The sequence below is a fragment of the Bacillus sp. S2(2024) genome (assembly GCF_050474045.1).
Classification (GTDB): Bacteria; Bacillota; Bacilli; order Bacillales; family Bacillaceae_G; genus Bacillus_A; species Bacillus_A yunxiaonensis.
Window position 1 is genome coordinate 3988645 of the sequence record NZ_JBFLUS010000003.1, and the last position, 26448, is coordinate 4015092.

Annotated in this window: 26 protein-coding genes, 2 pseudogenes and 1 riboswitch; of the genes and pseudogenes, 4 read left to right on the top strand and 24 right to left on the bottom strand. The window is 37.3% G+C overall.

The window, feature by feature from the left end; all coding sequences use genetic code 11:
* Window positions 1–327: 327 nt before the first annotated feature.
* The 14 genes from sufB to AB1284_RS20375 form a co-directional block, all read right to left on the bottom strand.
* Window positions 328–1725 (bottom strand): Fe-S cluster assembly protein SufB, encoded by a 1398-nt coding sequence (sufB, locus tag AB1284_RS20310; protein WP_429753260.1) that lies wholly within the window; start codon window positions 1723–1725, stop codon window positions 328–330.
* Between the two features lie 50 nt (window positions 1726–1775).
* A complete protein-coding gene (sufU, locus tag AB1284_RS20315) occupies window positions 1776–2207 on the bottom strand; it encodes a Fe-S cluster assembly sulfur transfer protein SufU (protein WP_002089369.1) in 432 nt (143 codons plus the stop codon).
* Window positions 2197–3417 (bottom strand): cysteine desulfurase SufS, encoded by a 1221-nt coding sequence (gene sufS, locus AB1284_RS20320; protein WP_429753259.1) that lies wholly within the window; start codon window positions 3415–3417, stop codon window positions 2197–2199. The genes sufU and sufS overlap by 11 nt, the downstream gene beginning before the upstream one ends.
* Window positions 3417–4709, bottom strand: coding sequence for a Fe-S cluster assembly protein SufD (gene sufD / locus AB1284_RS20325; RefSeq protein WP_429753258.1), 1293 nt, complete (start codon window positions 4707–4709; stop codon window positions 3417–3419). The genes sufS and sufD overlap by 1 nt, the downstream gene beginning before the upstream one ends.
* Window positions 4710–4724: 15 nt before the next feature.
* Window positions 4725–5510, bottom strand: a complete 786-nt coding sequence (gene sufC, locus AB1284_RS20330; RefSeq protein WP_035433106.1) for a Fe-S cluster assembly ATPase SufC — start codon at window positions 5508–5510, stop codon at window positions 4725–4727.
* A 235-nt stretch (window positions 5511–5745) separates the two neighbouring features.
* Entirely contained in the window at window positions 5746–6558 is an 813-nt protein-coding gene (metQ, locus tag AB1284_RS20335) for a methionine ABC transporter substrate-binding lipoprotein MetQ (protein ID WP_429753257.1), read from the bottom strand.
* Window positions 6559–6658: 100 nt separating this feature from the next.
* Entirely contained in the window at window positions 6659–7474 is an 816-nt protein-coding gene (metQ, locus tag AB1284_RS20340; RefSeq protein WP_429753256.1) for a methionine ABC transporter substrate-binding lipoprotein MetQ, read from the bottom strand.
* A gap of 101 nt (window positions 7475–7575) precedes the next feature.
* Complete coding sequence (locus AB1284_RS20345; RefSeq protein ID WP_429753255.1) at window positions 7576–8241, bottom strand: methionine ABC transporter permease; 666 nt, start codon at window positions 8239–8241, stop codon at window positions 7576–7578.
* The gene (locus tag AB1284_RS20350) at window positions 8234–9259 is read right to left on the bottom strand and encodes a methionine ABC transporter ATP-binding protein (RefSeq protein ID WP_429753254.1); all 1026 of its coding nucleotides are present in this window, start codon (window positions 9257–9259) and stop codon (window positions 8234–8236) included. Before AB1284_RS20350 ends, AB1284_RS20345 begins: the two co-directional genes overlap by 8 nt.
* 404 nt (window positions 9260–9663) lie before the next feature.
* A riboswitch (SAM riboswitch) is annotated at window positions 9664–9771 on the bottom strand.
* 126 nt (window positions 9772–9897) lie between these two features.
* The gene (locus AB1284_RS20355; protein ID WP_429753253.1) at window positions 9898–10242 is read right to left on the bottom strand and encodes a hypothetical protein; all 345 of its coding nucleotides are present in this window, start codon (window positions 10240–10242) and stop codon (window positions 9898–9900) included.
* A gap of 153 nt (window positions 10243–10395) precedes the next feature.
* Window positions 10396–10695: a thioredoxin family protein gene (locus AB1284_RS20360; protein WP_429753252.1), complete on the bottom strand. Its 300-nt coding sequence runs from the start codon at window positions 10693–10695 to the stop codon at window positions 10396–10398.
* An 11-nt stretch (window positions 10696–10706) separates the two neighbouring features.
* A complete protein-coding gene (locus AB1284_RS20365) occupies window positions 10707–11051 on the bottom strand; it encodes a toprim domain-containing protein (RefSeq protein WP_098308849.1) in 345 nt (114 codons plus the stop codon).
* A gap of 172 nt (window positions 11052–11223) precedes the next feature.
* On the bottom strand, window positions 11224–11607 hold the full coding sequence (gcvH, locus tag AB1284_RS20370) for a glycine cleavage system protein GcvH (protein ID WP_098308851.1): 384 nt from the start codon (window positions 11605–11607) through the stop codon (window positions 11224–11226).
* A gap of 41 nt (window positions 11608–11648) precedes the next feature.
* Window positions 11649–12014, bottom strand: coding sequence for an arsenate reductase family protein (locus AB1284_RS20375; RefSeq protein WP_429753251.1), 366 nt, complete (start codon window positions 12012–12014; stop codon window positions 11649–11651).
* Window positions 12015–12384: 370 nt separating this feature from the next.
* On the opposite strand from AB1284_RS20375, the gene AB1284_RS20380 reads away from it, so the two are divergent.
* The gene (locus AB1284_RS20380; protein WP_429753250.1) at window positions 12385–12831 is read left to right on the top strand and encodes a DUF3978 family protein; all 447 of its coding nucleotides are present in this window, start codon (window positions 12385–12387) and stop codon (window positions 12829–12831) included.
* 249 nt (window positions 12832–13080) lie between these two features.
* Here AB1284_RS20380 and AB1284_RS20385 read toward each other — a convergent pair.
* Window positions 13081–13739: pseudogene (locus AB1284_RS20385) on the bottom strand (RNA-guided endonuclease TnpB family protein); the annotation flags it as partial.
* An 87-nt stretch (window positions 13740–13826) separates the two neighbouring features.
* Window positions 13827–15545, bottom strand: coding sequence for a methyl-accepting chemotaxis protein (locus tag AB1284_RS20390; RefSeq protein WP_429753249.1), 1719 nt, complete (start codon window positions 15543–15545; stop codon window positions 13827–13829).
* 576 nt (window positions 15546–16121) lie between these two features.
* Between AB1284_RS20390 and AB1284_RS20395 the strand changes: the two genes are divergently transcribed.
* The gene (locus tag AB1284_RS20395; RefSeq protein WP_429753248.1) at window positions 16122–16763 is read left to right on the top strand and encodes a phosphatase PAP2 family protein; all 642 of its coding nucleotides are present in this window, start codon (window positions 16122–16124) and stop codon (window positions 16761–16763) included.
* 209 nt (window positions 16764–16972) lie between these two features.
* Here AB1284_RS20395 and AB1284_RS20400 read toward each other — a convergent pair.
* The 8 genes and pseudogenes from AB1284_RS20400 to AB1284_RS20435 all read right to left on the bottom strand — a co-directional run.
* Window positions 16973–17119, bottom strand: a pseudogene (locus tag AB1284_RS20400) (lactate/malate family dehydrogenase); the annotation flags it as partial.
* Between the two features lie 229 nt (window positions 17120–17348).
* A complete protein-coding gene (locus tag AB1284_RS20405) occupies window positions 17349–17597 on the bottom strand; it encodes a spore coat protein (protein WP_429753247.1) in 249 nt (82 codons plus the stop codon).
* A gap of 13 nt (window positions 17598–17610) precedes the next feature.
* Entirely contained in the window at window positions 17611–17796 is a 186-nt protein-coding gene (locus AB1284_RS20410; RefSeq protein ID WP_429753246.1) for a hypothetical protein, read from the bottom strand.
* Window positions 17797–17996: 200 nt separating this feature from the next.
* Entirely contained in the window at window positions 17997–18554 is a 558-nt protein-coding gene (locus AB1284_RS20415; protein ID WP_429753245.1) for a TetR/AcrR family transcriptional regulator, read from the bottom strand.
* Between the two features lie 3 nt (window positions 18555–18557).
* On the bottom strand, window positions 18558–19280 hold the full coding sequence (locus AB1284_RS20420; RefSeq protein ID WP_429753244.1) for an MBL fold metallo-hydrolase: 723 nt from the start codon (window positions 19278–19280) through the stop codon (window positions 18558–18560).
* Between the two features lie 138 nt (window positions 19281–19418).
* Window positions 19419–21203 (bottom strand): acyl-CoA dehydrogenase family protein, encoded by a 1785-nt coding sequence (locus AB1284_RS20425; protein ID WP_429753243.1) that lies wholly within the window; start codon window positions 21201–21203, stop codon window positions 19419–19421.
* 203 nt (window positions 21204–21406) lie between these two features.
* A complete protein-coding gene (locus AB1284_RS20430) occupies window positions 21407–22582 on the bottom strand; it encodes an acetyl-CoA C-acetyltransferase (RefSeq protein ID WP_429753242.1) in 1176 nt (391 codons plus the stop codon).
* A gap of 15 nt (window positions 22583–22597) precedes the next feature.
* Window positions 22598–24979, bottom strand: a complete 2382-nt coding sequence (locus AB1284_RS20435; protein WP_429753241.1) for a 3-hydroxyacyl-CoA dehydrogenase/enoyl-CoA hydratase family protein — start codon at window positions 24977–24979, stop codon at window positions 22598–22600.
* Between the two features lie 395 nt (window positions 24980–25374).
* Here AB1284_RS20435 and AB1284_RS20440 point away from each other — a divergent pair, with 395 nt between their 5' ends.
* Both AB1284_RS20440 and AB1284_RS20445 read left to right on the top strand, forming a co-directional pair.
* Window positions 25375–25521, top strand: coding sequence for a YuzL family protein (locus tag AB1284_RS20440; protein ID WP_090916082.1), 147 nt, complete (start codon window positions 25375–25377; stop codon window positions 25519–25521).
* A gap of 83 nt (window positions 25522–25604) precedes the next feature.
* Window positions 25605–26444, top strand: a complete 840-nt coding sequence (locus AB1284_RS20445; protein ID WP_429753239.1) for a D-alanyl-D-alanine carboxypeptidase family protein — start codon at window positions 25605–25607, stop codon at window positions 26442–26444.
* Window positions 26445–26448 lie beyond the last annotated feature (4 nt).

The following is a 26448-nucleotide window of genomic DNA, read 5'->3' on the forward strand; positions in this document are numbered from 1 at the left end:
TATGAATGTTATCCCCTCAATAAAGTTTAGAATTCTCTAAAAACTAACCTCCTTTTTCAAAAAATTATATCATAAAATGTCGATTTTTGTATATTGATAAAATTTTTTTAGATAGTTTTTTAGCTACTTTCATGCACCCGGTCCTTTTTACTTCTTAATATCTTTATACCTATAAAGTGAAACTTCCACAAAAATAAAATGCGTGTCCGAGCGTCCTAATAAAGTAAATATCGTATGAAAAGCGCCGTTATATTTGCCGCAAATGAAAAAAGCGCCCTGTAAACAGGGCGCTTCCACTTTTAATATTGTCTAGCTCCGCATTTCTAATTAACCGATAGAACCTTCCATCTCAAACTTGATTAGACGGTTCATTTCTACTGCGTATTCCATTGGAAGTTCGCGAGTGAATGGCTCGATGAAGCCCATTACGATCATTTCTGTTGCTTCTTGCTCAGAAATACCGCGGCTCATTAGGTAGAATAATTGTTCTTCTGATACTTTTGATACTTTCGCTTCGTGCTCAAGTGATACGTGATCGTTTTTGATCTCGTTGTAAGGAATTGTATCAGATGTAGATTGGTTATCCATGATTAACGTGTCACACTCGATGTTAGAGCGAGAGTTTGTCGCTTTTGGTCCGAAGTGTACGATACCACGGTATGTTACTTTACCACCATGTTTTGCAATCGATTTAGAAACGATTGTTGAAGACGTGTTTGGTGCTAAGTGAATCATTTTCGCACCAGCATCTTGGTGTTGGCCTTTACCAGCAATCGCGATAGATAATGTTAAACCACGAGCGCCTTCGCCTTTTAAGATAACAGCTGGGTATTTCATCGTTAATTTCGATCCGATGTTACCGTCAATCCATTCCATCGTTGCGTTTGCTTCACAAACTGCACGTTTCGTAACTAGGTTGTATACGTTGTTTGCCCAGTTTTGGATTGTTGTATAACGGCAATATGCATCTTTCTTAATGATGATTTCTACTACCGCACTGTGAAGTGAGTTTGTTGTGTAAACAGGTGCTGTACAACCTTCTACGTAGTGTACGTGTGCGCCTTCGTCTACAATAATAAGCGTACGCTCGAATTGTCCCATATTTTCAGAGTTAATACGGAAATACGCTTGCAGTGGTGTTTCTACTTTCACACCTTTTGGAACGTAGATGAATGATCCACCAGACCAAACTGCAGAGTTTAATGCAGAGAATTTGTTATCAGTTGGCGGGATTACTTTTCCGAAATGCTCACGGAAAATATCTTCATTCTCTCTTAACGCGCTATCTGTATCTTTAAATACGATTCCCAGCTCTTCTAAATCTTCTTTCATGTTGTGGTATACAACTTCAGATTCGTACTGTGCAGATACACCCGCTAAATATTTTTGTTCTGCTTCTGGAATACCTAATTTATCAAACGTCGCTTTAATTTCATCAGGTACTTCATCCCAAGACTTCTCAGATTTCTCAGATGGTTTTACGTAGTACGTAATTTCATCGAAATCTAAGTCGTTTAAGTCGCCGCCCCATTGTGGCATTGGCATTTCATAGAAGTGATCCAGTGATTTTAAACGGAAGTCTAACATCCACTGTGGTTCTTCTTTCATACGTGAAATCTCTTCTACGATTTCTTTTGTTAAACCGCGCTCAGCACGGAAAATTGAAACGTCCTTATCTTTGAAACCATATTTATAATCGCCGATATCTGGCAGCTGTTTCGCCATGTTCGTATGTCCCTCCTTGGATAAACTTCGTATTTAGGAACTCATTTGCATTACTTGTCTTCGTTCAAGCCTTTTTCTAACGCTTTCCAAGCTAATGTTGCACACTTAATACGCGCTGGAAACTTGCATACACCTTGTAATGCTTCAATATCTCCTAAATCAATGCTGTCATCATACTCTTTTCCTAGCATCATATCCGAGAAAATTTTTGAAAGCTTAAGTGCCTCTTCAATTTTCTTTCCTTTTACTGCTTGCGTCATCATAGAAGCGGAGGACATGGAGATGGAACAGCCTTCTCCTTCAAACTTCGCTTCTTGAACAATTCCTTCTTCTACTTTCATTGTAAGTTGAATGCGGTCACCGCAAGTTGGATTGTTCAAATTAACCGTAACACTATCTTCTAATACGCCATGGTTACGTGGATTTTTATAATGATCCATAATAACTTGACGATATAACGTATCTAAATTATTAAATGACATTTGTGAAATACTCCTTTGTTTTCGTCAGCGCTTCGACAAATGTATCAATTTCTTCTTTTGTGTTATATAAATAGAAGCTTGCACGTGCTGTAGAAGAAGCTTTTAGCCACTTCATTAACGGCTGTGCACAATGATGCCCTGCACGAACCGCAATACCTTCTACATCCAATACTGTTGCAACATCGTGTGGATGTACGTCATCAATATTAAATGTAACAAGACCTGCACGGCGCTTTGGACCATAAATTGTAACACCGTCTACTTCTGATAGTCTTTCTAAAGCATACTGCGCTAATTCATGTTCATGCTTTTCAATATTATCAAGACCGATTTCTTCTAAGAAATCAATCGCAGCTCCAAGTCCGATTGCGTTGCCGATAATCGGTGTACCTGCTTCGAATTTCCATGGAAGCTCTTTCCATGTAGACTCTTGTAAGTCTACGAAGTCAATCATTTCACCGCCAAATTCGATTGGCTCCATATTTTCAAGCAATTCCTTCTTACCATATAATACGCCGATACCTGTAGGACCGCACATTTTATGAGCGGATAAAGCGTAAAAATCACAATTTAAATCTTGTACATCCACTTTCATATGCGGTGTACTTTGCGCACCATCAACGATCATGATTGCTCCGTTTTGGTGTGCGATTTCTGCAATTTCTTTTACAGGGTTAATCGTTCCAAGTACGTTTGATACGTACATAATAGATACGATTTTCGTATTTGGTGTAATTGTTTGGCGAGCATCCTCTAATGAGATCGACCCGTCTTCTTGAAGGGGAAGATATTTTAATGTTGCGCCTGTTTTCTTAGCCACTTGTTGCCAAGGAATAATGTTACTATGGTGCTCCATGTAAGTGATGACGATTTCATCGCCTTCTTTTACATGTTCCATGCCATAGCTTGCTGCAACTGTATTTAACGCTGTTGTTGTACCGCGCGTAAAAATAATTTCTTCCATAGACTTCGCATTAATAAACTTACGAACTTTCTCGCGTGCGCCCTCATACGCATCGGTTGCTTTCGTACCGAGCGTATGAACACCGCGATGCACGTTAGAGTTGTATTCTTTATAGTAACGTTCTAACGTTTCAATAACTTGAATTGGTTTTTGAGAAGTTGCTGCACTATCGAAATAAACAAGTTGTTTGCCGTTCACCTTTTGATCAAGAATTGGAAACTGTTTGCGTATTTCATGAATATCCATTAGCGAACTTTCCTTTCAATTACCTCAACAAGCTGTGCTTTTACTCCTTCGATTGGAAGCTCATTTACTACAGGTGCTAAGAATCCATGGATGACTAAACGTTCTGCTTCTTTCTTCGGAATACCACGGCTCATTAGGTAGTATAGTTGAGTAGGATCTACGCGTCCTACAGAAGCTGCGTGACCTGCCATTACATCATCTTCATCGATTAAAAGAATTGGGTTTGCATCGCCGCGTGCTTTTTCGTTTAACATCAGAACGCGAGAAGATTGCTGTGCGTTTGATTTAGAAGCACCGTGCTCGATTTTACCAATTCCGTTAAAGATAGATGTTGCACTATCTTTTTGTACACCGTGTTTTAAGATAAAGCCTTCAGAATGTTTACCGAAGTGAACAACTTTTGTTGTAAAGTTTTGTGTTTGGTTACCACGGCCAATTGTTACTGTTTTTGTATCAGCAAATGAACCGTCGCCCATTAAGTTCGTTACGTTCTCAGAAATTGTGTTTCCATCGTTCATAAGACCTAATGCCCACTCTAGACGTCCATCTCGTCCAACTACGCCGCGGCGGTTTACGTAAGATGTTACATCCTTTGCTAATAAGTCAACTGCACCAAATTTCACTTGTGCGCCTTGTTCTACTATTACTTCTGCCACGATATTTGCAATACCAGTAACATTTTCATTTGCCACGTAGTTTTCTACATATGTTGCAGAACTATTTGCATCTGCTACAAATAATACGTGGTTATAAACGTTTGCTTCTTCACCGTCTACTAAGAATACAGCTTGAAGTGGTGTTTCAAGAACAACATTTTTCGGAACGTATACGAACGCACCGCCGTTGATTAATGCAGCATGAAGTGCTGTTAAACGATGTTCGTCAACTTTCACGCCGCCCTGCATTAAATACTTTTGTAAAAGTTCAGCATGCTCAGTTGCAGCTGTTACGATATCTGTAAAAATAACGCCTTTTGTTTTTGCTTCTTCTGATAAAGAAACGAATGCAGTTGTACCGCTGCGCTGTACAAGAACGTTATTCTTTTCATCAATTAAATTTTTCACTGCTTCTGGAAGTTCTTCTACAGAACGTACAGGCTCTTGCTTTGCAGTTTGACCTTTGCCGATAAAGTCCCATTTATCAATCTTTGTTTTATCAGGCGTTGGCATTGGAAGTTCAGTTGCCTTTGCAAGAGCTTGTAAGCGGAACTCAGTCAACCAAGCAGCTTCATTCGCTTCGCTTGCACGTTGACGTATAGAATCTTGATCGAAAGGTAATGTACCAATTGTCATGTTTATGCTCCTCTCTTACGCTTCTTGCTCTTCTGTTTCGTCTTCAATACCTAGCTCTTTTTTAATCCAGTCATAGCCTTCAGCTTCTAAACGTTGTGCAAGCTCAGGGCCGCCAGATTTCACAACACGACCATTCATCATAACGTGTACATGATCTGGAGTGATGTAATTTAATAAACGTTGGTAGTGCGTAATCATTAAGCAACCGAAATCTTCGCCGCGCATTTCGTTAATACCTTTAGATACAACTTTTAATGCATCGATATCAAGACCAGAGTCAATTTCATCTAAGATTGCGATTTTTGGCTGAATCATCATTAATTGAAGAATTTCATTACGTTTTTTCTCACCGCCAGAGAAACCTTCGTTTAAGTAACGTTGTGCCATTGATGGATCCATTTCTAGGAATTCCATGTTTTTATCTAATGTACGGATAAATTTCATAAGAGAAATTTCATCGCCTTCTTCACGGCGTGCATTAATTGCAGAACGTAAGAAGTCAGCGTTTGTTACCCCGCTAATTTCACTTGGATATTGCATTGCTAGGAATAGACCAGCTTGTGCACGCTCATCTACTTCCATTTCTAATACATCTTCACCGTCGATGATGATGCTGCCTTGTGTTACTTCATATTTTGGGTGACCCATAATTGCAGAGGATAAAGTTGATTTACCCGTTCCGTTAGGCCCCATAATTGCGTGGATTTCTCCACCTTTTACTTCAAGGTTTACACCCTTTAAAATTTCTTTGCCATCGATTGATACATGTAAATCTTTAATCGTTAATGTAGAACCAGCCATCTCAATACCTCCATTAATCATCTATATACATTTTAAAAATTCCTAAAACGTTCACATTCTCATTTTATTCTCATTCTAATTTTATATCAAATAAAATGATATCGCAAACGTTGAAAAAAAGTAACAATTTTTCTACAAATACGAGCAGGAATTTTCTGCACATTATATTATGATACACCTTTCTTCCTACCTATATAAAGAAAAAAGGGCTGAAAAATCCTAGCCCTTTTTCGCCTTATTCACTTACAGGAAGTACAGCTCCCTTGTACTCTTTCTTAATGAAATCTTGAATTTCTTTTGAGTGTAATACTTCTACAAGTGCTTTAATTTCTTTTCTGTTTTCATCACCTTTACGAACAGCAATAATATTTGCGTAAGGAGAGTCTGATCCTTCAAGTGCAATTGCATCTTTTGTCGGATTTAGTTTTGCGTCAATTGCATAGTTCGAGTTAATGAATAATGCATCGCCTTCATTGTTTTCATATAATTTTGGTAAAAGTCCTGGTTCAACATCTGTTTTAAATTTCAAGTTTTTCGGATTTTCTACAATATCTTTTTCTGTAGCTTTTACGATATCTACACCATCTTTCAGTTTGATAATGCCGCCTTTTTGCAATAATGCAAGCATACGTCCTCGTTCCGCTACGTTATTACTCATAATCACTGTTGCACCATTTGGAAGATCTTTTAAACTTTTATATTTCTTAGAATAAATGCCCATAGGCTCTAAATGAATTTTCCCTGCATTTACAAAGTTATACCCTTTTTCTTGAATTTCTTTCTCTAAATACGGAATGTGTTGGAAATAGTTTGCATCAATTTCTTTATCAGCTAACGCTTTGTTTGGTAATACATAGTCTTGGAATGGTTGAATTTTTAATGTAATACCTTTTTTCGCTAATAGTGGTTTCGCTTTTTCTAAAATAACTGCATGCGGTACATTAGAAGCACCCACTACAAGTGTTTTCTTATCCTTGTCACTGCTACCGCAAGCAGCTAATGCAAATACAAAGACTGCTATAAAAATTGAGAATATAATTTTCTTCATAAAATGTCACCTTCATTTTCTTAATTTTCGGAATTTCTTTTCCACATCCATCTTACTGGTTATAAAGTAAGAGCTGGCATTTACCAGCCCTTTTTTCACCTTATTCACTTACAGGAAGCACAGCTCCTTTGTATTCTTTCTTAATGAAATCTTGAATTTCTTTTGAATGTAATACTTCTATAAGCGCTTTAATTTCTGGTTTATCTTTGTCGCCTTTACGAACAACAACTACGTTTGCGTATGGAGAATCATTGCCTTCAATCGCAATCGCATCTTTTTCTGGGTTTAATTTCGCATCAATTGCATAGTTTGAATTGATTAAAACCGCATCGCCTTCTTTATTGTTATACACTTGTGGTAACAAGCCCGGCTCAATGTCTGTTTTGAACTTCAAGTGTTTCGGGTTTTCTGCAATATCTTTTATCGTCGCTTTAACAGGGTCTACACCATCTTTAATTTTTAAAATGCCCTCTTTTTGCAAAATTGCTAACCCACGTCCATGATCAGCTACAGAGTTACTCATAATAATTGTTGCCCCATCAGGAAGATCTTTTAAGCTTTTATATTTTTGGGAATATACACCAATTGGTTCTAAGTGAATTTTCCCCGCTACTTCAAATTTATAACCTTTTTCTTGGATTTCTTTCTCTAAATACGGAATGTGTTGAAAATAGTTCGCATCAATCTCTTTATCAGCTAATGCTTTGTTTGGTAATACATAGTCTTGGAATGGTTGAATTTTTAATGTAATACCTTTTTTCGCTAATAGTGGTTTCGCTTTTTCTAAAATAACCGCATGCGGTACGTTAGAAGCACCAACAACAAGTGTCTTCTTATCTTTCTCACCACCGCCGCCACAAGCAGCTAATGCAAATACAAATACAGCAAGAAGTGCTGAAAATAATACCTTCTTCATGTTATGATATCCCTTCTTTCTCAATATTCGAAATATAAAATCTATAGGGAGTTTTCGTGTTAGACGAAAACTCTTTATCCCAATAATCCCTAAACTTCCCTTTACCTTTTATCAAGTCGCTTTGTAAGAAAATCACCAAGCATTTGAATAATAAATACAATAACAAGCACAAGAATTGTTGCCATGAGAGTGACATCACCATTATTACGTTGGAATCCCTCTAAATAAGCAAGTGTACCAAGCCCGCCTGCTCCAACAACTCCAGCCATCGCTGTGTAGCCCACAAGTGCAATCGCCGTTACCGTAATACCCGAAATAAGTGCTGGCAATGATTCTGGTATCAATACTTTTAAGATAATTGTACTCGTCTTTGCTCCCATCGCTTTTGATGCTTCAATAACACCCTTATCAATTTCACGAAGCGCAATTTCAACCATTCTCGCATAGAACGGTGCTGCTCCAACAATTAATGCTGGCAATGCAGCACTTGCTCCAAGAATTGTATTAAGAAGAAGCTTCGTAAATGGAATCAGTAAAATGATTAAAATAATAAACGGAATCGAACGAAAAATATTTACAAACGCGCTAATTACAATATTGACCGGCTTGTTCTCCCATAGATTATCTTTTCCTGTAAGAAACAGTACTAATCCAAGAATAAGGCCCAATACAAACGTTGCAAGTGTAGCAATTGCCGTCATGTATAACGTCTCTTGCGTAGCTTCTAACATTTGATTCCAATCAACATTTTGAAACAAATTATCCATGTGCAATCACCTCCAGTTCTACTTGCTCTTGTTGAATCGTTGCAACTGCCTCTGCAACTACATCTTCGTCACCTTTTAAATGAACAATTAAACTTCCATACGCCCCGTTTGTCGTTTGAGCAATATTCCCTTGCAGAATGCTCACTTCAATGCCATCTTTCTTCATTAATTCCTGCAGAACTGGTCTTTCCACTGCTTCACCAATGAATTGCAGTTTCACGACTTTTCCTTCCGGGTACTTCTCTACTAAATGCTCAATTGTTTCATCTGCATCTTCAGAATCTGTTATTTGCTTAACGAAGCGCTTTGTAATGTCTTGCTGCGGATTACGAAATACATCTAACACGCTGCCGCTTTCAACAATTTTCCCTTTCTCCATAACAGCAACACGATTACAAATTTTTTGAATCACATGCATTTCATGCGTAATGAGTACAATCGTTAAATCGAGGCGTTTATTAATATCGAGAAGCAAATCTAAAATTTGATCTGTTGTTTCTGGATCTAATGCTGATGTTGCTTCATCGCATAATAACACTTTCGGGTTATTTGCTAATGCTCTCGCAATACCAACACGCTGCTTTTGTCCACCACTTAACTGAGATGGATACGCATCTCCTCGTCCTTCTAACCCAACAAGACGAATCAATTCATCCACACGCTGCTTTCTTTTCTCTTTTTCCACTCCAGCAATTTCAAGCGGAAAAGCAATATTTTCACGGACAGTTCGTGACCAAAGTAAGTTAAAGTGCTGGAAAATCATCCCGATTTCTTGACGAGCTTCTCGAAGTTCTCTTCCTCTAATTGCTGAAATCACACGCTCTCCAATAGTAATTTTTCCAGACGTCGGTTTCTCCAGTTGATTAAACAAGCGAATTAAGGAACTCTTTCCGGCACCGCTATATCCGATAACTCCGAAAATTTCGCCTTTTTCTATTTGTAAATTCGCATTATCAACAGCAGTAACATCGCCATTTTTGGAGCGATATATTTTCTTTACATTTTCTAACACAATCATTGATGTCACCCCTTTTTAATTAAAAAGCGTAAGCTGCTCGTTTAGAACCGCAGAACGTTGGAGCTTCAGGCCGAGAAGTGTTTTTTTACTTCGACCGAGAGAGCGAAACGACCGGAGATTCTAGCCGTTGGAGCTAGATTATACAAAAAGTGCAAGCGGCTCGTTTAGAACAAGAGGGCGTTGGAACTCCTGACGCAGATGCGCTTTTTGCCCCGCAGGAAGGAGTGAAACGACCGATTGTTCTAGCCGCTGGAGCTAGATTATAAAAAGCGTAAGCGGCTCGCCGCTATAACTATAAAAACGATTTGTTGTTTGAGCGTCCTCCTACACTAAAACAACAAAAAAACCTTTCTGCTTTAAAATGAGCAGAAAGGTTTATATACATAAATTACTATTATCCTTTCCTCTCATCTCTCAAAGCATTCGCTTTGCAGGAATTGGCACCATTTCAACATAAGTTGACGGTTGCCGGGTTTCATAGGGCACAGTCCCTCCACCTCTCTTGATAAGAGAAAATCAGATGTAAATTTCGTCTGATTTTGTCGTTATGAAGTTTTCGTTATTTCATGTTTTGAATTGTATCAACGCATGAAATAGATGTCAACAGAAATTTTCGCCAAGAAAAAACTTTCTGAAACTTAAGCACCTACTCGCAGCGGCTTACAAATGTGAAATACAGATTCTAATAATAACATTGTTTTATATGTTCCTCTATATGTAATGGCCTTTCTACGCAATAGTGACTGCAAACGAACTTGTCCAGTAATCAATAACTGCAAGTCATCTTCTTGAAAGCAAACAAGTTCTTCCGTTCCCATTGCACCATTCATAAGCTCAATTTTCTCTCTTGAAATTTTTAACGAATAATGCTCATCTTGAAAAGTAAAGCAAACAGCCCGTTCAAATTGCGGCAGTAGCGGTTCTAAATGACACTGCGTATTGGCATATGTTACAAATGATTGAAGCAGTGAATACAATTTCATCTTCGTCACACTCCTCATATCACGTTCTACATAATACCATTCCATTTCTATAACGAGCTCTCCTGTATCTTTCTCTCGACAAAAGTTGTACGAAAAACAATTTGTTGCTTATATTTCCCAAGAAATATGTCGAGGCGGCAAAATATTTGCCGCCTATTGTAATTCCATATATAAATATTCCACAGATTGAAATGCATATATTTTTTTCACAAGTTGATTTTTCTCAAATATAAGTAAACACGGAACACTTTCAATTTCATACTCCCGCGCAAAATGCGGTGCATAATTTACATTCAACATTCCGATTTCCAAATGAGATAATGCTGCTTCAACAACCGTTAACATTTTTTTAGCAAGTTGACACGTACCGCACATTGGCGTATATACGTATAATACCGTTTTATTTTGATCTCTAACTGCGGCTACAGCTTCTTTTCCTGTCCAATCGATCATTCTACCATTCCTTACCGTAAAAATTCTGTATAAACGTCAATGTCAGCTCCCCATAAAACGTTCGCTAAATGATTTGATGGTGCAGTTGCAACCTCACGATACGAACGGTCAATATAAATATGTTCAGCATGTGGAAATTCTCGGCGAAACTGTTTGCGTAGCTTCTCTCCTGCATCATCTGCGTCCACAAGTACATACACTTCTTTATCGTACAGCTGATCAATAAGTTCATCCATTTTCGACAAACTAATTGTACCATTTGTACAAACAATTTCCACCGGTTCTCTAATAATCGTTTCAATCTTCTTCTTATCTGATTTACCTTCAACAATAATTACTTTTTCCACATAGACCACTTGGCATCACCCGATCACCATATACTATGATACAACCTTGCCTTTAGTATATATTATATTCGTTATTTCAATGTTGTTTCCTGTTTATTTTTGTGAAGAAAAGTGGAAGTGGCTCGTTTAAAATTTTAGGTGGCACAAATAAAAAGGACAGCTATTAGCTGCCCTTTCCATATTAGTCTTGATTGATCATTTCTTCGTATTGTTCTGCAGTTAATAAGTTATCAACTTGGCCTGCATCTTCAATCTCAACTTTAATCATCCATGCACCTTCGTATGGAGATTCGTTAACAAGCTCTGGCTTGTCGTTTAATTCTTCATTTACTGCTACAACTTTACCCGCTACAGGTGCGTATAACTCAGAAACTGTTTTAACAGATTCTACGCTTCCGAATGGCTCGTCAGCTTCGATTGTTGCACCAACTTCAGGAAGTTCCACGAATACGATATCTCCTAATTCGTGTTGTGCGAAATCTGTAATACCGATAACAACTTGGTTGCCATCAACTTTTACCCATTCGTGTTCTTCAGAGTAACGTAATTGTTTTGGAATGCTCATGTTTGTACCTCCAATGAATGTATTAATTATGTAAAAATACCTTATTGGTACTTTTTCCACACGCTTTCAAATTGCTCTTCATTAAAGCCAACTGTTACATGATTACTACCTGTTACAATTGGTCGTTTGATTAACATGCCATCAGAAGCGAGCATGTCCAACATTTCCTCTTCACTTGCATCTTTTAGCTTATCCTTTAAACCAAGCTCGCGGTAACGCATTCCACTTGTATTAAAGAATTTTTTTAATGGTAATTCGCTTTTTTCATATAAATTGCGAAGTTCTTCCTTAGAAGGTGGACTTTCGACAATATGAATCATTTCATATGCTACATCATTTGCTTCTAACCATTTTTTTGCTTTTTGACATGTTCCACATTTTGGATATGAATAAAATGTTACTGACATACATTCACCTACTTTTCACTAACCTTTACCTTATCATATAGAAAATATTTTTTCATTTCAAACTTTAACTTATTTCGCTAAGAATTTCTTTTATCCTGCAAAATCTTTTCTTTTTCGCAAATTTACCAATAATATTTTACAATTCCAAAAAAATATTATTTAATCATAATATTTTTTATACCAAATATAACGCTTTTAAAATACGAAATATTAAATCAATTTATATTGTTTTTTAGTAATTTGTCATGTATTCTCTTTAAGGAACAATAAAAATGTTTAATTTTATTTACTACTTGAAACTACTATATTAATTCTTTTGTTCTATATTTCTATCTTTATAGCACATAAAGAAAAGGAGATTATTTACTATATGGAACTACAAATTCACTCAACAATCCAGCAACAAATTCAAAACTGCTCAGATCAAACTACAATCCATTTTCAACTTGAAGAACTTGATGAATTAACAGACACAAAATTAAAATCAACAACATTGTCCATCGCTATAAACAAAGAAGTTCTTCAGTTTCAAGTGATAAAACAAACCGGAATAAGTAATACGAATACATATCGTAAAACATATGCCATTCCTATAAAAGCATTTGACTATCTTCTCGTATCAACACAAGAAGATTCAGATCAAATAAATGCTCATATACAAGTATTTGGGCATCACGGGGAATTTCTGTTAAACGAGAAACTCTCTTTACAGCATGTAGATAACATTCGCACGGACTGTTCAGAATTCACAGACTTTTTCATGAAATTAAATGAAAGCGTAACTAAATACATAAACGAATATAATCCATCTATTTAAGCCCTTACATAATATTTTGTTAAAATAACAAAATTCTAACTTTTTTTATTATAATATATTTAGTAACAGAAAAACACTTCATTTTTTGAGAAGTGTTTTTTTATTTTTTCACAAAAGATGTGCAGCATTATAGAACATATATCTTAATCAAACGTTTAATTAACACCTTGAACTACCCACCACTTAACACCCTTACGGGTCGTTTGAAGTGGGGGATTCCTACGAACACCAAAGTATCCTTGGGCTATCTTAGTAGGCTAGCTCCGCAGTCCCTGCGGTTAGAAGTCTTACGGCTTCATTTTTAAGATTTATACTTGCGTTAATATCTCTATCGTGATGTGGGTTACATTCTTCGCAAGTCCATTCACGAAGATTTAGATTCTTAACGTCCTTGTTTTGATAGCCACAGCACGAACAAAGTTGACTGGAAGCAAATGTTTTTGATACAACAACAACTTGTTTACCATACCATTTTGTCTTGTATTCAAGCATAGTTCGAAATTGTGACCAAGATACTTCGCTAATCGCTTTGGCTAACTTGTGGTTCTTCAACATATTCGATACTTGCAAATCCTCAATACCAATTACATCGTGGTTTTTGATGATATGGGTTGAGATTTTTTGTAAGTAGTCTGTTCTTGCATTAGTAATACGTTCGTAAATGCGAGTGACTTTGATACGCTGTTTATTCCAGTTTGAAGAGCCTTTCTTACGTTTGGAAAGAGTGCGTTGTGCATTCGCTAATTTTTCTTCAAGTTTGCGAAACCATTTTGGATTGCAAAATACTTCCCCAGTTGAAAGGATAGCAAAGTCTTTTAATCCGACATCCAACCAACAGATGAGCCTGTTTTGGGTAATTCTTGCACTTCTGTTTCAGCAAGAATAGACACAAAATATTTTCCTTGAGGAAGGAGTATTCTTGGCTAAAGTGATAAAAAATAAGAGACGCCGTTAAATTCGCTGTCTCTTATTTTCATTATGTTTATAAATAATTCTTATTCCTCAATTTTAAATTGTGAAATCAATCCTTCTAATTCTTCAATTTTGTTCTTTATTTGCATGGATTGATTCGTTATTTCTGTAATGGATGCCGCTTGTGTTTGAATGGCTTGTACGGTTTGATCCGTATCTTTTGCTACCCTTGTAGAAGTTTCTGATACTACTGATAATGAAGCGTTAATTTCTTCCGTTCCAGCAGACATTTCTTCTGTTGTAGCTGATACTTCTTGAATTTGATGTGTTATCTTATGAATGTCTGTCATGATTGTTGAAAACGCTCGCTCTGCTTCATTAGCAGCATTTCTTCCTTGTTCCGCTTCTTCCTGACCTTTTCTCATAATTTGAACGGTATCTTTTGTATCTTGTTGAATTGCTTTAATTAAATCATTAATTTCATGCGCGGATTGCTTTGAGTGTTCAGCTAAGTCTCGCACTTCAGCTGCAACAACTGCAAAACCTTTTCCATTTTCCCCTGCACGCGCTGCTTCAATTGCAGCATTTAAAGCAAGCAAGTTTGTTTGTTCCGCAATATTCGTAATCGCATTTAAAGCTTTATCTATGTCTTGCGTACGTATAACAAGACGATCTATCATTGTAGATGTTTCTTCCACAGCTTTATGTACATTATTCATTTGAGTAATAGATTGCTTGATTACTTCACTTCCGCTATCCACACGATCTGTTGTAATAACAGACACTTCAGCAACAGTTGATGCAGATTCAGCTACTGTTTGAACTCCATTTGCTACGTCACTCATTGCTGTTGAACTTTCTTGAATACTCGTAACTTGTCCTACTATTTGTTTGTTCACTTCAGCAATCGTTTGAACAGCTTCGTTAGAGATTTGAGATGCTTGTTTTGTATTTTGCAACATACGATCAGTCGAGGAAGTAACCTCGTGTGCCGTTACTTTTATTTTCTCAATTAGTTGTTGCAAATTGTCTAACATGTGATTAAAAGAAATAACGATATTTCCTAATTCATCATTTGCTTCATAAGAAGTACGTATTACTAAATTCCCATCTGCTACTTCTTTCATATCATGCTGTAATAACGTAATTGGACGTTGAATAGCTATTTTAATAATATAACCAATCAATATAATAGTCGCAGTCGCTATAACTGAAATAAGGATAAATATCATCATTGCAGTTTTAGCGCTGTTAGCATTATGTTCCTGTAATTGTTCTGCTTGGTTACTATTACAATTAGCGAATTCTTGAATAGACTTAATTGATTTTTGCATAGCGGGCTCAACTTCTTTTAAATAATAAGCATAAGCCTCTTCGTTTTTATTTTGCATTGCTAAACTTTGTGCTTCTTTCATTTTCGGTCTTAACTCGCCGAAATTTGCTTTGAAATTTTCATATAACTCCTTTTCTTGTTGGGAGCTTATCGTTGATTCTAGCTTTTTTATTAACTGATCATTTTCTTCACGTACTTTAGACAGGTTATTTGCCAACTCTTTATTTCTATTTTCATCTGTTGTTATCATAAGTTCCATAAAATTATTATTACCATAATAGAAATTAGCTTCTACGGTCTTTACCCGTTGAATTGGAAGTAACATGTTTTTATACATACTTTCAGAACTTTTGTCTGCATTCTTTAATGCGATTATCCCTATGAACGATAAAATAATACATGCAATACTAGCTATAATCATTAACACGTTTAATTTCGTACCAATTTTACTATTTTTTAACAATGCCATCACAACACTTCCTTCTTTGGATCTTTATATTACGTTATATAGTTTATAACAAAAAATGACAAAACACGACATATTTTTTAATATCGATGTTTGTCATTTTCACTTGGAATGAATAGCACTTTTATTTACATGTGACAATCCCTTTAGACTATGTATTTCTAGTCTATTAAACAAACGTTTGATTAAAAGCTAAAAATGGAACATATATATTAATTAAACGTTTGTTTAAGAATCGTTTCACCCATATCAGCATCCTACAATATGATACATATAAGTCGCTGCAATGCAGAACAAAACATGACCTACACTCGCTTTTTCCCCTTGCATGTGGCATGAAAAGGCCCTGCCCGACCTAAAAAGACCAGGAGTTTTAGGTCATTTTTTAATTCGTATTTATCGAAAAATGAACAAGAACGCCCCATCTTCAAGATTCGAAGGAAAGAAGGAGTTTTCAAATAGTGACAAAACTGTAAGTTTATTTGTAAAAAATGTTAGAGAAATCGATAGTTCATTTACATTTTTTATATTATAATTTTTCAAGTTTCAAGTCATTACACTACAAATAGGAGAATTACTATGAAAAATAATAAATCTTCAGCCTTTATTCCATTATCTTATATACTCCTACTCGTACTTGTAAGTCCTCTTTATAGCGCACTGAATCATTCAACAGTAGATGCTGTGAATGTGACAACAAAAATAGACGAATGGATTCCATTTACAAAAGAATTTATCGTTCCATATTTACTTTGGTTCCCTTACTTATACGGTGCTCTTATTTATTACTGCTTTGCTGATCGAAAGCTCTATTACGTTACATTAAGTAGTATTTTATTAGGTAACCTTACTTCCTTTAGCATTTATTATATGTGGCAAACGACGATAACACGTCCCGAGGTAATCGGCAATGATGTGTTTGCTAATTTAGTGCGCTATATTTACAGTATCGATCAACCTGTGAATTGCTTTCCTAGCATTCACGTACTCACAACATTTGTCATTATGATTACAGCACATAAGAGGAAAAAGCAAAACAAGTGGGAATATGGCATATTAACATTCATTGGCGTACTCATCATTTTATCTACTTTATTTACAAAACAGCACGCCTTTATGGATGCAGTAGCAGGCACTGTAGTAGCAAGCTTCCTTTATGCCGCTATGTATTATGTCTTTGAATCACGTGAACAAAAGGTTACTGTGCAAGCCGGAGTATAATCTATGACAAAAAAAGCAGACTGCGGCTTCTTCAGTCTGCTTTTATCTATGTAAGGGGAGATTTTCAAATTGGCATGTTTTTTAGGATTGCGGTACAGTCATGTCCCCAGGTTTAATGCGACCTGCTTTTTTCAAAATCATATATAGTATATAAGAAACAGCTACTGGAATTATGATGTAAGTAATCACCATCGCTGGAACAACACTTAATCCTTTGCTTCGCCAACTGCTCGCTCATGATTAAGATCAATTAACGCTAATTCTTCACAGATTCCTTGATTCACAATAGAATACGCTCAGCTTGATCCAACTAATCCAGTACCGATAATTGCAATCCTTCTTGTATTTCTATTCATGACAATTTCACCTGCTTCTTAGTGTAATTTTCTGTGCCTTGTGCTCTTTACACTTTTTATTATAGAAGTTTTTGCCATGGAAACCATGTACAATTTGTGAAATATACCACAAATAATATGGACGTTTTATGTCCCCTTGGAAATAATTCCGACAAAGTTACGAACGTTTCACTTTCACAAAAAAACGAGCAACGTCTCAATCACGTCACTCGCTTTAAAGCCTCTTTCCTTATTGCGCATTTAATTGGCTCTTCAACTGCTGAACAACCATTGGATTTGCTGGAGCTGCTGGTTGATAATATCCCTTTTGCATCGCATATTGATATAAATTACGCTGTCTTACTTCATCTTGGTTACGAATTTGAATCAATGTTTGGTGTAATTGTTCATTATTCGTTTGAGCAATGTAATTCGCATAGCCTGTTAAACTCGCATTTAATCCAGCTAAATAATCGTTCACCATGTCTTTTTCATTCATGTTCCGTACACTCCTATCCTAGAAATGACATTAATTGTTGTTTCGTATTTCTTGCATCCTGTGCATCTTTTTGCAACATCTGTTTTAATTGCGGATCTGTACATGTTCCCGCATATTCTTCTAGTTTGTTAATAATCATGGAATGTCCGCCAATAAGATGACGTAAATTTTCCACTTCAAGCTCAGTTAAGTTTTGCATCGCACATACCTTCCTTTCATGGTTCATTCAACATTTAGTATCTATTTATTTTTGGATTGTATGCACTTAAAAACATTCTGCAACATAAAAAACCTTAGAATCTCTTCTAAGGTTTCACCACTCTAGTTAAGCTAAAATGTCGCGCAATCTACTGTGAAAAATTACAAACAACAAAAAACTCGTATTTTCTTTTTTCTTATTTATTCTTTTATAACATGTAGCCCTTTAATAAACGTTTCCAATAATAAATGTAAACTTGTATCTAAATCCAGCGGCAACCCAAATCCACCTTGCTGTTCAATCGATGCAAATCCGTGACAAATACTTCTTAGTCCACGAGTCGCATGAAGCGCCTGCTCACCTTCTAAACCGTATTGTTGTAAAACACGAAGACAAAGCTCTACAGTTCCATCACCTGCTTGTTGCACTTCTTCATCTCGTAAAAAAGTTGCTTCATACAATCCAGGATGTTTTCGGACAAACGATACGTATGCTTCTCCTAATGCATAAATTGCTTCATCCATACGTTTACCCTCTATCGCCTCTTTCAGCGCCTCATGCAGCTGTTCTATTCCGTAAACACCAAGATTTTTCCGTACGTCTTGTAAACCTTTCACATGATTATATAGAGAAGGAGAACGTATTCCAAGCCTTTGCGATAATGACGCTAATGTTACTTCTTGTATCCCATTTGTATCTGCGATTTCTGCTGCTGTGTCTACGATTTTCTGTAATGTAAGTCCGATTCTCGGTGACATAAATTAACCCTCTTTCATACTTTCTACATTTCGCTTTGCTTCCTCAATCGCACGGTCTATTGCAGCGACTGGATTATTTATCATTTTCCCATGCCCTGCCGCAAGTAAGGAAGGCTCATATTCTCTTAGCTTCTCTGCACTCTGTAATGCTAATTCTTTACTCCATGTTGCCATTGCAGGAAACGGAAACCAAAATTTCATTTGTCCCGAAACAGCCATGCCCCCTCTTGTTTGAAATGCATCCCCGGCAATAAGGGCGTTATTTCGCGTATCAAGAAACGACATGGAGCCTGGTGTATGTCCCGGTGTCATAATCGCAAGAAGCGATCCAATTCGATCTCCATCTTCCAATAAAACATCCGGTCTCGTTTTCACTTTTTTAGGTACACCGCCTTTTATTGGCGTATTTGGTTCATCTCTTTGTAATGTCGTATCTCCTTCTAACAACCGTGCATCCCGCTTAGAAATATAAACCGGAACATCTGGAAGTACTTCCTTTAATGCATCTAGCGCACCGATGTGATCATCGTGTGCATGTGTTAATACAATATTAGTAATCGGTTTTCCTATTTTTTGAGCTGCTTGCAAGATACCTTTTGCGCTATATGGCAAAGCCGCATCAATTAAAGTTAAACCGTCTTCTTCCTCCACAAAGTAACAATTTACAGGAAACGCTCTTGGCAAAAATGACAATTGATATACCGTTTTTTCATGAATCATTCTCATATTTCCAGCTCCTCTTCACATAAAACTAATGTCGTTAGTTTTATTATAACTAACGACATTAGTTTTTGTCACTAGAAATTCCATTTTTGTGCAAAAAAAGGCAGGAGTCGCTCCAAACGACTCCTGCCTTTTTACATATTAAACTGTATAACGCTCATCCTCTAACACTTTCGCTGCGATTTCACGTTTCTTTGGAATCACATTAAGCGGTGTATGACGAGTGAATTTACGAAGCGCAGATAACATCATGCGCAGCATATCGCCATTTTCTACAGCAATAATTGTTTCTTTCGCATCTGCTTCGATTTGATTGAACGCCTCTTGGCAGAATACTTCAGTGTATAATACTTTCTGTTTGTTCTTCTCAAGGCCAGTTGTTTTAATTGCTTTTTCTGTACGAAGAACTGCAGATTCCATTGCATATAGGTTGCTTACGATATCAGCGATATTAACAAGAACTTCTTGTTCTTTATCTAACGCTTTACCGTATTTTTGAACAGCTAAACCAGCAACCATTAAGCCAATTTTCTTCGCATTTTTCACTAAATGTTTTTGCAGTGCTAATGGCTCATCGCCTACTTCTTCCGGCATCATCATCATTAATTCTTCTTGTAATTTTTGTGCTTTTTGCAGAAGTGGTAATTCACCTTTCATTGCTTTACGCAAGAACGTACCTGGTACGATTAAGCGGTTAATCTCATTCGTACCTTCGAAAATACGGTTAATACGAGAATCGCGGTACATTCTTTCAATCTCGTACTCTGCCATAAATCCGTAACCACCATGAATTTGAACACCTTCATCTACTACATAATCTAGCACTTCAGAACCGAATACTTTATTTAAAGAACACTCAATTGCATATTCAGCGATAGAAGCTGCTACAGCTTTCCCGTCTTTTACTTCTTCTTCTGATAATGTACTCATACGGCTTTCAAATAAACCAACTGTACGATATACAGAGCTTTCAGCTGCATAAATTTTCGCTGCCATATTTGCAAGCTTCTCTTGAATTAATGGGAAGCGAGCAATTGGTTGCTTAAACTGCTGACGTTGATTTGCATATTGTGCTGAAATTTCTAACGCACGTTTTGATGAACCAACTGTACCAACACCTAATTTATAGCGGCCGATATTTAAAATGTTAAATGCGATTACATGACCTTTACCGATTTCACCAAGTACATTTTCTTTTGGCACTAGTGCGTCTTCTAAAATTAACGTACGAGTAGAAGAACACTTAATACCCATTTTCTTTTCTTCCGGGCTTGTGGATACGCCAGCGTATTCTTTCTCTACGATAAACGCCGTGAAATGCTCGCCATCTACTTTTGCGTATACAACAAATACATCGGCGAAAGCGGAGTTTGTAATCCACTGTTTTTCACCGTTTAATACATAGTGTGTACCTTCCGCATTTAAGCGAGCTGTTGTTTTTGCTCCTAATGCATCAGATCCAGATCCTGGCTCAGTTAATGCGTACGCAGCTAGCTTTTCGCCTGTTGCTAATGCAGGAAGATATTTTTTCTTTTGTTCTTCGTTACCGAATAATACGATTGGTAACGACCCGATACCAACGTGAGCACCGTGCGTAATCGCAAAGCCGCCCGCACGAGAGAATTTCTCTGCAATTAACGCAGAGCTAACTTTATCAAGGCCAATACCGCCGTACTCTTCTGGTACATCAGCACCTAATAATCCAAGCTCACCTGCTTCTTTTAATAAACGAACAGAGCGATCAAACTCATGCTGCTCTAAATATTCAAGCTCTGGCAGTACTTCATTTACAATAAAGTCCTCTGTTGTTTTCGCAATCATTTTATGCTCATCTGTATAATCTTCAGGTGTAAACACTTGATCAATTGTAATATCATCAACTAAAAAGCTGCCGCCTTTCACTGCACTTCCTACTATTTTTTCCATGAAAAATTCCTCCTTCATATTTTCATAGGCTGCTTCTCTTGTTACGAGAGAAGCTAGCCCTCCCTTTATTTGTTTTCGTACCCTTTAGTCGCTTCCATTCTTTATCTGTCTAACTTCACTTTTATTAAATCCAGTTCCAGCGGCTAGAATGTTCGGTGGCTTCACTTCTTCCTCACATTCTGAGCGAGCCGCTTCCACTTTTTTTATAATAATTCAAACACTCCAGCAGCACCCATTCCGCCGCCAATACACATTGTCACGATACCGAACTGCTCATTACGGCGCTTCATTTCATGAATAAGAGATAATGTTAGTTTCGCTCCTGTACAACCAAGTGGATGTCCAAGGGCAATCGCTCCGCCGTTTACGTTTACTTTTTCTTCATCTAATCCAAGTTCACGAATAACTTGGATCGATTGAGATGCGAATGCTTCATTTAATTCAAATAAACCAATATCAGATAACTCTAAACCTGCTAATTTTAACGCTTTTGGAATCGCTGCAATTGGACCGATTCCCATTACTTCTGGCGGTACACCAGCTACTGCGAAGGAACGGAATTTTGCAAGCGGCTTTAATCCGTCGCTTACTGCTTTTTCACGATCCATCAGTAATACTGCAGCTGCGCCGTCGCTCAGCTGCGAAGAATTTCCAGCTGTTACCGAACCGCGCACGTTAAATGCTGGTCGCAGTTTCCCAAGCACATCTAACGTCGTATCTGCTCTTACCCCTTCATCCTGTGAGAACACAATTGTTTCTTCTTGTAACTTGTTGTTTGCTGAAACAGTGCGAAGTGTTACATCCACCGATACTGTTTCATCTACGAACTTTCCTTCCGCTAATGCTTTTGCTGCGCGTTGATGGCTTCTTACCGCAAACGCATCTTGCTCTTCACGGGAAATTCCATATTTCATCGCTACTTGCTCCGCTGTATGTCCCATGCTCATATAATATTCTGGAGCTGCTTCAACAAGGCGGTTATTCGGACGAACAACGTGTCCCATCATCGGTACTAAACTCATAGATTCAGCACCGCCGGATAATACAGCTTCCGAATGCCCAAGCATAATACGCTCTGCACCAAAAGCAATACTTTGCAGTCCAGAAGAGCAGTAACGGTTAATTGTAATAGCTGGAACATTATAAGAAAGTCCTGCTAGCCCGCCGATATTACGCGCCATGTTTAAACCTTGCTCTGCTTCCGGCGTCGCACAACCAAAAATTAAATCATCAATTGGACCGTCGTAGTTATTCGCACGTTTTAATGTTTCTTTTACAACTAATGCCCCTAAATCATCAGGACGTACTGTTTTTAATGATCCTCTCTTCGCTTTCCCAACTGGCGTTCTTGCCCCTGCAACAATAACAGCTTCTCTCATGAACACTCTTCCTCCTTAGTTACGTAATGGTTTTCCTTTTACAAGCATGTGCTGCATTCTTGCTTGTGATTTCATTTCGCTCACTAAACTGATAAATGCTTCGCGTTCCACATCTAATAAATATTGTTCATCAACTTCTGTTCCATATGGAATTTTTCCGCCAGCAATGACATATGCAAGTTTTTTCGCAATGTGTAAGTCATATTCGGAAATATAGCCAGATAAGTGCATTGCTTCTGCCCCAAGTACGAGCGTTGCATATCCTGTTTCACCGACAACTGGGATCTTTTTACGAATTGGTGCTTTATAGCCCGCTTCATATAAGGCAAGTGCCTTTTGTTTTGCATCATATAGTAAGTGATCGCCATTGACGCTAATACCATCTTTATCGCCTAAGAAGTTATGAGAAGCTGCTTCTTGTGCAGATGTTGAAACTTTCGCCATAGCTACTGTTTCAAACACTTTGTTTGCAACTTTTTGCAGGTCAAACTCAACACCGTTTGCCATTTTGTTCAAATGTTTAATGTATAGCTCTTTGTTACCGCCTCCGCCAGGGATTAAACCAACACCGACTTCTACTAATCCCATGTATGTTTCGCTAGAAGCTTGAATACTAGCAGCTGGTAAGCAAACCTCTGTACCGCCGCCAAGTGTCATACCATAAGGCGCTGCCACGACTGGTTTTGAACAGTACTTTATTTTCATCATTGCATCTTGGAAGTTTTTCACGACCCACTCAATTTCAAAGTAGTTATCGTCTTGTGCTTCCATTAAAATCATTGCAAGGTTCGCACCAACGCAGAAATTCTTCGATTGATTTCCAATAATAAGCCCTTTATAGTTCTTTTCTACTTCATCGACAGCGTAATTAATCATTTGCGTAATATCCATACCGATTGCATTGCTCTTCGAATGGAATTCTAAGCAAAGAATACCGTCACCTAAATCAATCAGGCTCGCACCGCTATTTTTCTTCAGTACGCCATTTTTCTCTTTCAGTTGTTTTAGAGAAATTGCCTTTTTATTACGAACGATTTGTTTATATTCACCGTTATCATAGTAATAGCTCTCGCCATTATCATGTTTATAGAACGATGTAATACCTTTCTCGATCATTTCTTTTACCCAAGCTGGAACTACTTGACCGTTTTCCTCCATTTTCTGAACGGACTTCTCAACGCCAATTGCATCCCAAATTTCAAATGGTCCTTGCTCCCAGCCAAAGCCCCACTTCATCGCATTATCAATTGCGACAATATCATCAGCAATTTCTTTCATTAGCTTTGCTGAATATAGAAGAGTTGGTGTAATAATGTTCCATAACAATTCACCAGCGCGATCTTGTGCATATACAAGCGCTTTCAATTTATTCGCTAATCCTTTTTCTTGTTTACTTAATTCAACAGAAGCCGCTTTCATTTTTTTACGTTCTTCGTATTCCATTGTTTCTGGATTTAACTCTAAAATCTCTTTTCCTTGTTTTAAGAAGAAGCCTTGACCTGTTTTACTTCCAAGCCATTTTCTTTCTAACATGTCGTGCATGAAAGCTGGTACTTTGAAAACTTCACGCTCTTCTTCTTGTACGTTTTCATATACGTTATTTGCAACATGAACAAATGTATCTAATCCGACAACATCTAATGTACGGAACGTTGCACTTTTCGGACGGCCAATTAATGGGCCTGTTACAGAATCTACTTCGCCAACGCTATAACCGCGTTTTACCATCTCTTGCAATGTTACAAGCAGTCCGTACGTACCGATGCGGTTTCCAATAAAGTTTGGTGTGTCTTTTGCAACAACAACACCTTTTCCAAGTACATCTTCGCCAAATAGTTTCATGAAGTCTAACACATGAGGAGCCGTTTCTTTTGTCGGTATAATCTCAAGAAGTTTTAAATAACGCGGAGGGTTAAAAAAGTGCGTTCCCAAGAAATGCTTTTTGAAATCGTCTGAACGCCCTTCTATCATTTTTTCAACGGAAATACCAGATGTATTTGAGCTAACAATAGAACCTGACTTACGAACAGCGTCTATTTTCTCAAATACTTTCTTTTTAATTTCTAAATTTTCTACAACAACTTCAATAATCCAATCAACGTCAGCAAGGCGTTCCATATCATCTTCCATATTGCCAGCCTCAATTAACGTTAAGTTTTCTTTCATTGTAAGAGGAGCTGGTTTTTGCTTTAACAATTTTTGCAGAGCTCCGTTACTGAAACGATTTCGTACACTTTTATGTTCTAATGTAAGTCCCATCGCTTCTTCCTCTTTTGTAAGCGATGGCGGTACAATATCAAGCAATAATGTCGGTATACCGATGTTAGCTAAATGCGCAGCAATTCCAGAACCCATTACACCAGAACCAAGAACTGCAGCCTTTTTAATTTGGAACATCCAATTCTCCCCCTTATTCTTGAATGAATGCTCATTCAATTTTTTGACAAACGTCGCAATCTATGAATGAGCCTCTACTAATAAATATATGATATAGTTTAAATTTTCGCAATATATTTAAAAATAAAATTTTCTGAACTTATTTCTTTTTTTCTATTTTGGGCATGATATGTAGTGAACTTCCTTTCTTAAACACCTTACCCTAAAGGGTTCGTTACAATTTAAAAAATCCATAAAGTGAAACTTCCATCAGTGAATGATTTTTTCACTGATGGTTAGTTTCACCAATCGTGCTTTTACGGGCAGTTATTTTTCTCGCTTTTCTCTGCATCTTGATGTGGAAGTCTTACTGCCTGTTAAAGCGGGATAAATTTGATCACACGGAGGCATAACTTATGGCTAAAATTAAGAAAAACCCATCAAAAGCAGGTATTAGTTCTACAAGCGTGACAGGAAATGCTGGTCCAGTTGATCGAGGTATCGAAAAAGGCCGACAAGGAAACAATCAGCAATATAAAAAACAAAACATGGGTGAAAAATAAGAGTACAAATATAGGCAGCGAACATGGCATAATAAAAAATAGGCTATATCGCTGCCTATTCCATACATAAAAGAGGGTACAGAATGAAACGAACGATTACACTACTTGTTATTACTGCTACATTATTTATTGCAATGATTTTTTCTTTATATGCGCACAGGCAAAAAGTAGCCAGGGCCAACCAGCCTGATATATACGGGAAATACGGCGTGACAATTGACGCAAATACAGGAGAAATTTTATACGGAAAACATGAACATGACCGTTCCTATCCAGCGAGTGTAGCGAAAATGATGACCGCTCTTCTTCTACTGGAAAACGTAAAAGAAGATGAGGAAATTACCGTTACAGAAAATGCGATAAAAACAGAGAGCCAAAGTAAAAAAATTACACTACATGCTGGGGAAAAGCTAAAGCGCGATGAGGCATTAAAGTTGATGCTTGTTATTAGCGCCGATCCAATCGGTGAATCGGTTGCAGAACATATTGCCGGTTCCAAGGAAAAATTCGCTAAAATGATGAATGAACGAGCAAAGCAGCTCGGAGCGACACATACAACGTTTAAAAATGCAAGCGGGGCTGATGCACTTGGAAATAAAATTTCACCATATGATTTGGCACTTATTACAAAAGAAGTATTAAAGTATCCACAAGTCTTGCAAGATATGAATACAATTCATACAACTATACATACATCCATGCAAACGAAAAAAATCGCAAACTATGGACGTGAAGAATTGTACGCTGATCCACATGCGATTGGAAGTAAAAGCGGTCTTTCTGCATTAGCAGAATATACAGTCGTTACAATAGATGAGAAAGACGGTAAAAAGGTTATTACGGTTGTCCTCTCTTCTGGTCGCAAAACACTGTACCCTGATGCAAAAAAGATGACTGACTATGCTTTTGGACAATTAAAATAACCAA